Source organism: Marinactinospora rubrisoli, assembly GCF_042664915.1.
GTDB lineage: Bacteria > Actinomycetota > Actinomycetes > Streptosporangiales > Streptosporangiaceae > Marinitenerispora > Marinitenerispora rubrisoli.
In genome coordinates, this window is the sequence record NZ_JBHTBH010000002.1 from 1 (window position 1) to 12,029 (window position 12,029).

At 78.0% G+C, this 12,029-nt stretch carries 2 protein-coding genes; both read right to left on the reverse strand.

Features of this window, described 5'->3' with window-relative positions; translation table 11 throughout:
• A partial coding sequence (locus ACFQRF_RS04325; RefSeq protein WP_379869049.1) for a type I polyketide synthase occupies positions 1-6,305 on the reverse strand: 6,305 nt, incomplete at its 3' end.
• Positions 6,295-12,027 carry a type I polyketide synthase gene (locus ACFQRF_RS04330; RefSeq protein ID WP_379869051.1) on the reverse strand — a complete coding sequence of 1,911 codons (5,733 nt, stop codon included), beginning with the start codon at positions 12,025-12,027 and terminating at the stop codon, positions 6,295-6,297. The genes ACFQRF_RS04325 and ACFQRF_RS04330, both read right to left, overlap by 11 nt.
• Positions 12,028-12,029 lie beyond the last annotated feature (2 nt).

The following is a 12,029-nucleotide window of genomic DNA, read 5'->3' on the forward strand; positions in this document are numbered from 1 at the left end:
ACCAGCGTGGCGGGCAGCCGCAGGCCGGTGGCCGTGTTCAGCCGGTTGCGGAGTTCGAGGGCGGTGAGGGAGTCGAACCCGAGTTCCTTGAAGGCTCGGTCGGCCTCGACGGCGCCGGCGTCGGCGTGGCCGAGGACGGCAGAGGCGTGCTCGCGGACCAGGTCGAGCAGGATCGCGTCGCGGTCGGCGGCGGCCAGCCGGGCCAGGCGCTGGGTGAACGTGGCGCCGGAGGTGCCGGCCCGGGCGTCGCGGGCGGACCGGCGGGCCGGGCCGCGGACCAGGCCGCGCAGCACGGGCGCGAGGGTGCCGGCCGTGGCCTGGGCGCGCAGCGCGGGCGCGTCCAGCCGGACCGGCAGCAGGACGGGGTCGGGGCCGGTGCGGGTGGCGTCGAAGATCGCGAGGGCCTCGCCGGTCTCCAGGGCGCCGCCGCCACCGCGCGCCATGCGGGCGAGGTCGGCGTCGGTGAGCCGCCCGGTCAGTGCGCTGCGCCGCCGCCACAGTCCCCAGCCCAGCGCCGTGGCCGGCAGGCCGAGCGCGCGGCGGTGCCGGGCGAGGGCCTCGCAGAAGGCGTTCGCCGCGGCGTAGTTGCCCTGGCCGGCGGGTCCGAAGGTGGCGGCGCCGGAGGAGAACAGCACGAACATCGACAGGTCGAGGCCGCGGGTGAGTTCGTGCAGGTGCAGGGCGCCGTCCACCTTGGGGCGCAGTACGCGGTCGAGGCGTTCGGGGGTGAGGGCCTGCAGGACGCCGTCGTCGAGCACGCCGGCGGTGTGCACGACCCCGGTGAGGGGACGGTCGGCGGGCACCGCGGCGAGGAGCCGCTCCAGGGCGGCGCGGTCGGCGACGTCGCAGGCCGCGACGGTGACCTGGGCGCCGAGGGCGGCGAGTTCGGTGGTGAGTTCGGCCGCGCCGTCCGCGGTGCCGCCGGTGCGGCTGGTCAGCAGCAGGTGCCGCACCCCCTGGGCCGCGAGGTGGCGGGCGATCAGTCCGCCGAGCGCGCCGGTCCCGCCGGTGACCAGGACGGTGCCGTCGGTGCGCGGTGCGGGCGGGACGGTGAGCACGATCTTGCCGATGTGCCGGGCCTGGCTCATGTACCGGAACGCCTCGGGGGCGTGGCGCACGTCCCAGGTGGCGACGTCGGGCAGCCGCAGGGCGCCCTGCCGGAAGAGGTCGAGGATGTGGCCGAGCATCCGGTGGATGCGGTCGGGGTCGGCGTCGAAGAGGTCGTAGGCCTGGTAGCGCACCCCGGGGTGGGCGGCGGCGACGTCGTCGGGGGCGCGGCGGTCGGTTTTGCCCATCTCCAGGAAGCGCCCGCCGTGCGGCAGCGTGCGCAGGGAGGCGTCGACGTACTCGTGGGCGAGGGAGTTGAGGACCACGTCCACGCCGCGGCCGCCGGTGGCGGTAAGGACGGCGTCGGCGAAGTCCAGCGAGCGGGAGGACGCGATGTGCGCGTCGTCCAGGCCGGCCGCCCGCAGGGCCGGCCACTTGGCGGGCGCGGCGGTGGCGTACACGTCGGCGCCCAGGTGCCGGGCGAGCTGTACCGCCGCGGTGCCGACCCCGCCGGCGGCGGCGTGCACGAGCACCGCCTCCCCGGCCCGCAGGCCGGCGAGGTCGACGAGCCCGTGGTAGGCGGTGAGGTAGGCGATGGGTACCGCGGCGGCCTGCGCGAAGGTCCAGCCGGCGGGCATCGGGGCGACCATGCGGTGGTCGGCGACGGCGAGCGGGCCGAAGGCGCCGGGGAAGACGCCCAGGACGCGGTCGCCCGGGGCGAGTCCGGTGACGCCGGGGCCGGTCTCCACGACGACGCCGGCGCCTTCGCCCCCGATGTCGCCCTCGCCCACGGCGAGGCCGAGGGCGAACAGCACGTCGCGGAAGTTGAGGCCGGCCGCGCGGACCGCGATGCGGACCTCGCCGTCGGCGAGCGGCCGGTCGGCGGCGTCGCAGGCGAGGAGGCGGAGGTCGTCGGGGGTGCCCGGATCGGTGACGGCGAGCCGCCAGGCGGCGGCGTCCTCGGGCGGGGTGAGCGCGGTGCCGGGGAGCGCGCGGGCCAGCCGGGGGATGAAGGTCGTTCCGGCGCGGATCGCCAGCTGCGGTTCCGCCGCGGCGAGCGCGGCGGGCAGCGCGGCGGCGGACTCGGCGTGGGCGTCGAGGTCGACGAGGACGCAGCGGCCGGGGTGCTCGGCCTGCGCGGAGCGGACCAGCCCCCAGACGGCGGCGGCCACGGGGTCGGTGCGGTCGCCGGGGGCCGCCGCGACGGCGTCGCGGGTGGCGACCGTCAGGGGGCGGTCGGCGAGGCGGTCGTCGGCGGTCCAGGCCCGCAGGGTCTCCAGGACGCGGCGGAGCAGGTCGCGGACGTCGGCGGCGGGGTCGCCGCCGGCGGCGGCCACCGGGTACAGGACGGTGCCGGGGGCGGGGGTTCCGGCGGCGAGGTCGGCGGCCAGGGCGCCCGGATCGGGGTAGCGCCGGACGTCGGCGCCGTCCGCGCGCAGCCGGTCGCCGAGGCCGAGCGGGTCGGCGCCCAGCAGCGCGTACCGGCCGGGCGCGGGCGCGGCGGCGGGTGCTTCGGCCAGCCGGGGCCAGTCGAGCCGCAGCAGCGCGTCGCCGGCGGGGGCGGCGGCGAGCCGGTCGGCCGCGACAGGGCGCACCACCAGGGACTCCGCCGTGGCGACGGGGGCACCGGTGGCGTCGGCGACCGCCACGGCGATGGCGTCCGGCCCGGCGGGGGCGAGCCGCACCCGCAGCTGGGCGGCGCCCGTGGCGTGCAGGGCGACCCGGCTCCAGGAGAACGGCAGCGGGACGCGGCCCGGCCCGGCGTCGGTGACGAGGCCGGTGGGTTCCAGCGCGTGCAGGGCGGCGTCCAGCAGGGCGGGGTGCAGGTCGAACCCGTGCGCGCTCTCGGTGCCGGCCGCCGTGCGCCGCGGGCCGTCGGGCAGCCGGACGTCGGCGAAGACCTCGTCGCCGCGCCGCCAGACGGCGCGCAGCCCGCGGAACGCGGGGCCGTAGTGGATGCCGCCGTCGGCGAACCGGTCGTAGAGGCCGTCGATGTCGACGGGCTCGGCGCCGGTGGGCGGCCACGGTGCGAGGTCGGGCGGCGGCGCGGCGGCGCCGGGGGCCAGTGTGCCGGTGGCGTGCCGGGTCCAGGGGGCGCCGGGGTCGTCCTCGCGGCGGGCGTGCAGCTCCAGCGGGCGGCGTCCGGAGGGGTCGGGTGCCCCGACGCGCACCTGCAGGCGTGGTTCGGCGTCCGCGGGGATCGGCAGCGGGGTCTCCAGGACGAGCTCCTCGACCAGGTCGCAGCCGGTTTCGGCGCCGGCGCGCGCCGCGATGTCGAGGAACGCGGTTCCCGGGAGGAGCACGGTCCCGTTGACCGCGTGGTCCGCCAGCCAGGGGTGGCGGCGCGGGGAGAGGCGGCCGGTGAAGAGCAGCCCGTCGCCGTCGGCGAGCGCGACGGCGGCGCCGAGCAGGGGATGGCCGGGGTCGTCCAGGCCGGCCGCGGCGACGTCGGCGGCCTGGGCGGTGGGCTCCGGCCAGTGGCGGCGGCGCTGGAAGGGGTAGGTGGGCAGGTCGACCCGGCGGGCGCCGGGGAAGAGCGGGGCCAGGTCGAGGCCCGGCCCGGCGACGTGCAGTTCGGCGAGGGAGGTCAGGAACCGGCGGGTGCCGCCCTCATCGCGGCGGAGCGTGCCGACGATCGCGGTCCCGCCGATGCCGGGGCCGTCTGCGTCGGCCAGGGTGTCCTGCAGCGCCGGGCGCAGCACCGGGTGGGGGCTGGTCTCCACGTAGCGGCGGTGGCCATCGGCCTGCAGGGCGCGCACGGCGGACTCGAACTCCACCGGGTCGCGCATGTTGCGGTACCAGTAGGCGGCGTCCAGTGCGGTGGTGTCGAGCCGGCCGCCGGTGACGGTGGAGTAGAACGGGATGTCGGCCGGGCGCGGTGCCACGGGGGCGAGTTCGGCGAGCAGCCGCTCGCGCAGCGCGTCGACCTGCGCCGAGTGGCCGGCGGTGTCCACGCCGGGGATGCGGCGGGCGTGCACGCCGTCGGCGTCCAGCTCGGCCCGCAGTTCCTCCAGTGCCTCGGGGTCGCCGGAGATGGTGGTGGCGGAGGGGGCGTTCACGGCGGCGACGGAGAGCCGGTCGCCCCACCTGCCCAGCCGCCGTCGTGCCTCGGCCGCGGGCAGCGCCGTGGAGAGCATGCCGCCGCGCCCGGCGAGTCCGAGCCACGCCTGGCTGCGCAGCGCCACGATGCGGGCGGCGTCCTCCAGTGACAGGGCGCCGGCCACGTAGGCGGCGGCGATCTCGCCCTGGCTGTGCCCGACAACGGCGGACGGCCGCACCCCGTGCCGTTGCCACAGCGCGGCGAGCGACACCATGACGGTGAACAGCACCGGCTGGACGACGTCGACCCGGGACAGCGGCGGGGGCCCGGACGCCTGCGCGCCGGTGCCGTTCGTGGCGGTCCCGCGCAGCACGTCCAGCACCGGCCAGTCGAGGTAGGGCTCCAGTGCGGCGGCGCACGCGGCCGCCTGCTCGGCGTAGGCGGGGGCGTCGGCGAGGAGTTCCGCGGCCATGCCGGGCCACTGGGAGCCCTGGCCGGGGAAGACGAAGGCGGTCCGGCCGCCGGTGGCGGCCGGTGTGCCGCGTACCACGTGCGGCGCGGGCGTGCCGGCGGCGACCGCGGTGAGGCCGTCCAGGAATCCGGCGCGGTCGGCCGCGACCACGACGGCGCGGTGCTCGAACAGCGTCCGGGAGACGGCGAGGGAGTACCCGACGTCGGCGGGGTCGAGTTCGGGGTCGGCGGCGACCCGCTCCCTCAGCCGGGCGGCCTGGTCCCGCAGGGCCGGTGCGCTGCGGGCCGAGACGGTCCAGGGCAGGACCGCGCCGGGCCGGGCGGCGGGCGCGGGCGGCCGCTCGGCCGGCGGCTCGTCCCGGACGGGCGGCTGTTCCAGGATGACGTGGGCGTTGGTGCCGCTGATGCCGAAGGAGGAGACGCCGGCGCGGCGCGGCCGGCCGGTCTCGGGCCACGGCCGGTGTTCGGTGAGCAGTTCGACGGCACCGGTGGACCAGTCGACGTGCGGGGTGGGCGCGTCGACGTGCAGGGTGCGGGGCAGTTGGCCGTGCCGCATGGCCTGCACCATCTTGATCACCCCGGCCACGCCCGCCGCGGCCTGGGCGTGCCCGATGTTGGACTTCAGCGAGCCGAGCAGGAGCGGCCGGGCGGCGGGGCGGTCCTGCCCGTAGGCGGCGATCAGGGCCTGCGCCTCGATCGGGTCGCCGAGCCGGGTGCCGGTGCCGTGCGCCTCCACCGCGTCGACCTCGGCCGGGGAGAGCCCGGCGGACCGCAGCGCCTCCCGGATCACCCGCTCCTGCGACGGCCCGTTCGGGGCGCTGAACCCGTTGCTGGCGCCGTCCTGGTTGACCGCCGACCCGCGCACCACGGCCTGCACCGGGTGGCCGTTGGCGAGCGCGTCGGAGAGCCGTTCCAGCAGCAGCACGCCGACGCCCTCGGAGAAGCCGGCCCCGTCGGCGGCGGCGGCGAACGCCTTGCTGCGGCCGTCGCCGGCCAGGCCGCGTTGCCGGCTGATCTCCACGAACAGCCAGGGGGTGGCCATCACGGTGACGCCGCCGGCCAGCGCCGTCTCGCACTCGCCGTTGCGCAGCGCCTGGCACGCCTGGTGCAGCGCCACCAGTGAGGAGGAGCACGCGGTGTCCACGGTGACGGCCGGGCCCTCCAGGCCGAGGGCGTAGGCGACGCGGCCGGAGACCAGGCTGCCGACGCTGTCGTTGGACAGGTAGCCGCCGGTGCCCTTGGGGATCGGGCGCAGCCGCACGCCGTAGTCGTGGTACATGCTGCCGGCGAACACGCCGGTGCGGCTGCCGCGCAGGGTGCGCGGGTCGAACCCGGCGCGTTCGAACACCTCCCAGGCGGCCTCCAGCAGCAGCCGCTGCTGCGGGTCCATGGTGACCGCCTCACGCGGGGAGATGCCGAAGAACTCGGCGTCGAAGTCGGCGGCGTCGTGCAGGAAGCCGCCCTGGCGGGCGTAGGCGGTGCCGGGGTGGTCGGGGTCGGGGTCGTAGAGTCCGTCGGCGTCCCAGCCGCGGTCGGTGGGCCACTCTCCGATGGCGTCGCGGCCCTCGGCCACGAGTTCCCACAGGTCTTCGGGCGAGTGGACGCCGCCGGGGAAACGGCAGCTCATCGCGACGACGGCGATGGGTTCGCGGCCGCGTTCCTCGGCCGCGCGCAGCCGGCGGCGGGTGTCGTGCAGATCGGCGGAGACCCGCTTGAGGTAGTCGCGGAGCCTGTCGTCATTCGCCATCGGCGTCTCTCCCGTCTCCAGATGCGTGGTCCGGCGCCGTGGCGCCTCCCAGGTCGATGCCGAGTTCGCGTTCGATGAAGGCGAACATCTCGTCGTCCGTGGCGTCGCGCAGCCGTGCGTGGCCGGCGGCGGGCGGCGCGGCGGGGTCGATCCGGTCCGCGAGGTCGCGCAGTCGCGCGGCGGCGGTGCCACGCAGCGCCGGGTCGGCGTCCGGGCCCTGGAGTGCGGGCAGGGCGGCGGCGAGCCGGTCGAGGTCGGCGAGCAGTGCCGCCCCGGTGGCCGGCGTGGCCGGGCGCAGGTCGGCGAGCAGCCGGCGGGCGAGCGCGTCCGGGGTGGGGTGGTCGAAGACGAGGGTGGCCGGCAGTCGCAGCCCGGTGGCGGCGGCCAGCCGGTTCCGCAATTCGACCGCGGTCAGCGAGTCGAAGCCCATCTCGCGGAAGGCGCGGTCGGCGTCGACGGCGTCCGCCCCGGCGTGGCCGAGCACGGTGGCGGCCTGCGCGCGGACCAGGTCGGTGACGGTCTCGTGGGCGTCGGCGGGCGCGAGGCCGGCCAGCCGTTCGGCCAGCGGCGGCCCGGACTCGGCCGCGGTCGCGGCGGCGGCCGTCGGCCGGGCGGTGCGCCGTGCCAGGCCGCGCAGCACCGCGGGCAGCGCGGGGTCGTCGGCGCGCAGCCGGGCCGGGTCCAGGCGGACGGGCAGCAGGAGCGCGTCGGGGGCGCCGATCGCGGCGTCCAGCAGCGCGAGTGCGTCCTCGGTGCCGAGCGGGAGCGTGCCGCCGCGGTTCATCCGGGCCAGGTCGTGGTCGCCGAGGGACCGGGTGAGTCCGCTGCGCCGCTCCCACAGGCCCCATGCCAGCGAGACGGCCGGCAGTCCCAGGTCGCGGCGGTGCCGGGCGAGGGCGTCGAGGAAGGCGTTGGCGGCGGCGTAGTTGCCCTGCCCGGGGCCGCCGAAGACGCCGGAGGCCGAGGAGAACAGCACGAAGGCGGACAGGTTCGCCGCGCGGGTGAGGTCGTGCAGGTGCGCGGCGCCGTGCAGCTTGGGGGCGAGGACGCGGTCGAGCCGGTCCGGAGTCATCGCCGCGGCGAGCCCGTCGGCCAGGACGCCGGCGGTGTGCACGACCCCGGTGAGGGGCCGGTCGGCGGGCACCGCGGCGAGGAGCCGCTCCAGGGCGGCGCGGTCGGCGACGTCGCAGGCGGCGAAGGTGGCGTCGGCGCCCAGTGCGGCGAGTTCGGTGGTGAGTTCGGCCGCGCCGTCCGCGGTGCCGCCGGTGCGGCTGGTGAGGAGGAGGTGCCGGACGCCGTGGACGGCCGCCAGGTGCCGGGCGACCGCGCCTCCCAGTGTGCCGGTGCCGCCGGTGATGAGCACGGTGCCGTTCGGGTCCCACGCCGGGCGGTCCGGCGTTTCGGCGGCGGCCGGGGCCAGGCGGGGCACGTGGAGACGGCCGGCGCGCACCGCCAGTTGCGGCTCCCCTGAGCGCACCGCGGCGGGCAGCGCGGCGGTGGACTCGGGGTGGCCGTCCACGTCGACGAGGGCGAACCGGTCCGGGTTCTCGGCCTGCGCGGACCGCACCAGGCCCCACAGCGGCGCCCACGCCAGGTCGGCCGGCCGCTCCCCCGGCACGGCGCCACGGGTGACGAGGACCAGCCGCGCTCCGGCGAAGCGGTCGTCGGCGAGCCACTCCCGCACCAGGTCCAGTGCGCGGTGCAGGTTGCCGGTGGCCACGGCGGTGAGGTCGGCGGGGTCCGGGTCGCCGGGTCCGCACGGGACGAGGACGGCGTCGGGCGGGGCCGCGCCGTCGGCGACCGCCGCGGCCAGGCCGGCGAGCGCGGCGTGGCGGTGCGGCCGCAGCCCTGCCGCGTCGAGCGCCGCGTGCACGCCGAGCCGGTCGCCGTACGGGTGCAGCACGGCCCAGCTCCGGACGGGCGGGCCGGCGGCACCGGACGCGGCTTCCGGCCACTCGACCCGGAACAGCGCGTCCCGGCGTGGGCCCGCCGGCCGGGGCGTGCCCTGGACGGGGCGCACGATGAGGGAGTCGATGGAGGCGACCGGGGAGCCGGCCGTGTCGGCGACCGTGACGCGGATCGCGTCCGGCTCGGATGCCGCGGTGAGCCGGACCCGCAGCGCGGTGGCGCCCACGGCGTGCAGCCGCACCCCGGTCCAGGCGAACGGCAGCCGCGCGCCGGAGCCGTCGGCGCTCTCGGGGGTGTCGGGCAGGCCGGTGAGGAAGGGCCCGAGCACCATGCCGTGCAGGGCGGCGTCCAGCAGGGCCGGGTGCAGGTGGAAACCGTCGGCGTCGGCCGGGTCGCCCTCGGGCGGCGCGATCTCGGCGTAGACGTCGTCGCCGTGCCGCCACGCCCGCCGCAGGCCGCGGAACACCGGCCCGTAATCGACCCCGGCCGCCGCGAGCCGGTCGTAGAGGTCGTCCACCGGCACCGGCGCGGCGCCGGGCGGCGGCCACGCGGTGAGAGCGGGCGGTGGTACCCCGTCGTCGACGGCGAGGTGACCGCGCGCGTGCCGGGTCCACGGCGTGCCGGGGGCTTCGGCGGGCCGCGCGTGCACGCTGACGGGGCGCCGCCCGGCATCGTCCGGCGCGCCGACCGCCACCTGGAGGTCGGTGGCGGCGCCGTCGGCGGCCAGCACCAGCGGGCTCTCCAGGGTCAGCTCGTCCAGAAGGCGGTACCCGACCTCGTCGCCGGCCCGCAGGGCGAGCTCGACGAACGCGGTCCCCGGCAGCAGAACGGCGCCGCCCACGGCGTGGTCGGCCAGCCATGGCTGGCGGCCGAGCCCGATCCGGCCGGTGAGCAGCACCCCGTCGGAGCCGGCGGGCGTCAGCGCGGCGGCGGCCAACGGATGATGGGCGGGGGCCAGCCCCGCGGATCCGACGTCGGCGGTGGCGGGCCGCAGCCAGTACCGGCGGTGCCGGAAGGGCTGCGTCGGCAGATCGAGGTGCCGCCCGCCGCCGGGGAACACGGCGTCCCAGTCGAGCCCCAGCCCGGCCACGTGCGCCTCGGCCAGCGAGGTGACGAGTCGGACCGGGCCGCCGTCGTCCCGGCGCAGCGTGCCGAGGACGGCGCCGCCGGGCGCGGTCCCTTCTCGCGGTTCGGCGCTCGCTGGACGCCCCGGCGCGCTCGTGCCGTCTCCTTCGGGCGGAGCGGTCGCGCGATGCGGCGCGCCGAGCGCCTCCAGCGTCTCCTGGACGGCGGTGGTGAGCACCGGGTGCGGGCTGACCTCCACGAAGTGGCGGAAGCCGTCGGCCGCCAGCTCGCGGATGGCGGGTTCGAAGCCGACGGTGCCGCGCAGGTTGCGGTACCAGTACCCGGCGTCCATCGTCGCGGTGTCCAGCCGGCCGCCGCCGTCGACCGTGGAGTACAGCGGCACCTTCGCGGTCTGCGGGGCGACGGGGGCGAGGAGGCGGAGCAGGTCGATCTCCAGTTCCGCCACCTGCGGCGAGTGGGAGGCGTAGTCCACCGGGATGCGCCGCGCCCGGACGCCGTCGCGCTCGCACGCGGTGAGGAGGCCGTCCAGGGCGGCCGGTTCGCCGGACACCACCACCGACGACGGGCCGTTCACCGCCGCCACCACGAGGCCGTCCCGGTCCGCGATCCGGGCCCGCGCCTCCGGCTCGGACAGGGCGACGGAGACCATGCCGCCGCGTCCGGCGAGCCCCCGGATGGCCCGGCTGCGCAAGCCCACCACACGTGCGGCGTCGTCCAGCGACAGCGCGCCCGCGACGCACGCCGCCGCGATCTCGCCCTGCGAATGCCCCACGACGGCGGCGGGCTCCACTCCGTACGAGCGCCACACCTCGGCCAGCGCCACCATCACCGCCCAGGTGGCGGGCTGCACCACGTCCACCCGCTCCAGCCCGGGCGCGCCTTCGGCGCCCCGCAGCACGTCCACGAGACCCCAGCCGGTGAACGGCCGCAGCGCATCGGCGCACTCCGCGATCCGGTCGGCGAACACCGGCGAGCACTCCAGCAGCTCCGCGCCCATCCCCACCCACTGCGCCCCCTGACCAGGGAACACGAACACCGGCCCGCGATCCGCCGGGGTCGCCGTGGCCCGGACCGTCCCGGGGGCGTCGTCCCCGGCGGCGAGCGCGGCGAGGCCGTGCACGAGTTCGGCGCGGTCCCGCCCGACGACGGCCGCGCGGTGCCCGAACGCGGTGCGCGTGGTGGCCAGCGCGTGCCCGACGTCCGCGGGGTGCAGATCGGGATGCCGCTCCACGTACGCCAGCAGCTCCGTGGCCCGGGCCCGCAGTCCGGCCGCGCCACGGCCCGACACCGGCCACATGACGGGACCCGCGGCCGGCACGCCGGAGGTCGTCCCGGTCGTGGCCGGGGGCGGCTGCTCCAGGACGACGTGCGCGTTGGTGCCGCTCACCCCGAAAGAGGAGACACCGGCCCGGCGCGGCCGGCCGGTCTCCGGCCATGGCACCGCCTCGGTGAGGAGTTCCACCGTTCCGGCCGACCAGTCGACGTGCGGGGTGGGCGCGTCGACGTGCAGCGTGCGCGGAAGCTCCCCGTGCCGCAGCGCCATCACGGCCTTGACCACCCCGGCCATGCCCGCCGCCGCCTGGGTGTGCCCGATGTTGGACTTCACCGACCCCAGGTACAGCGGACACCCGGACGGGCGGTCCCGCCCATAGGCGGCGATCAGCGCCTCCGCCTCGATCGGGTCGCCCAGCGTGGTCCCCGTCCCGTGCGCCTCCAGCAGGTCCACGTCGGACGGGGTCAGGCGGGCGTCGGCCAGCGCGCGGCGGATCACCCGCTCCTGCGCCGGGCCGTTCGGCGCGGTGAGGCCGTTGCTCGCACCGTCCTGGTTGACCGCCGAGCCGCGCAGCACCGCCAGCACCCGGTGCCCGTTGCGCTCGGCGTCGGACAGCCGCTCGACCATGAGGACGCCGACCCCCTCGGCCATGCCGAACCCGTCGGCCGCGGCGGCGAACGGCTTGCACCGGCCGTCAGCGGCCAGGCCGCGCTGCCGGCTGAAGGCCACGAACGGGTCCGGGGTCGCCATCACCGTGACGCCGCCGGCCAGCGCCATGGCGCACTCGCCGCGCCGCAGCGCCTGCGCCGCCAGGTGCAGCGCCACCAGCGACGACGAGCACGCGGTGTCCACCGTCACCGCCGGCCCCTCCAGGCCCAGGGTGTAGGAGATCCGGCCGGACACCACGCTGCCGCCGTTGCTGGAGGCCAGGAATCCGCTCAGGTCGCCCGAGGCCCGCGCCAGGAGCGCGCCGTAGTCCTGGGCGCTGATGCCGGCGAACACCCCGGTGGCGGTGCCGCGCAACGCGGCCGGGTCGATCCCCGCACGCTCCACCGCCTCCCAGGCCACCTCCAGCAGCAGCCGCTGCTGCGGGTCCATCGCGGTCGCCTCACGCGGGCTGATCCCGAAGAACTCCGCGTCGAACTCCCCGGCCTCGTACAGGAACCCGCCCTCGCACACGTAACTCGTGCCGGGATGGCCGGGATCGGGGTGGTGGAGCGCGGCCCGGTCCCAGCCGCGGTCCGCCGGCCACTCCCCCACGGCGTCCCGGCCCTCGGCCACCAGCCGCCACAGGTCCTCCGGGGAGCGCACCCCGCCCGGGAACCGGCACGCCATGCCGACGATGGCCACGGGTTCGTGGGCACGGTCCTCGGCCTCGCGCAGACGCTGGTGCGCCTGCCGGGCGTCGGCGATCGCCCGCCGGAGGTAGTCACGCAGTCTCTCTTCGGCCGCCACGC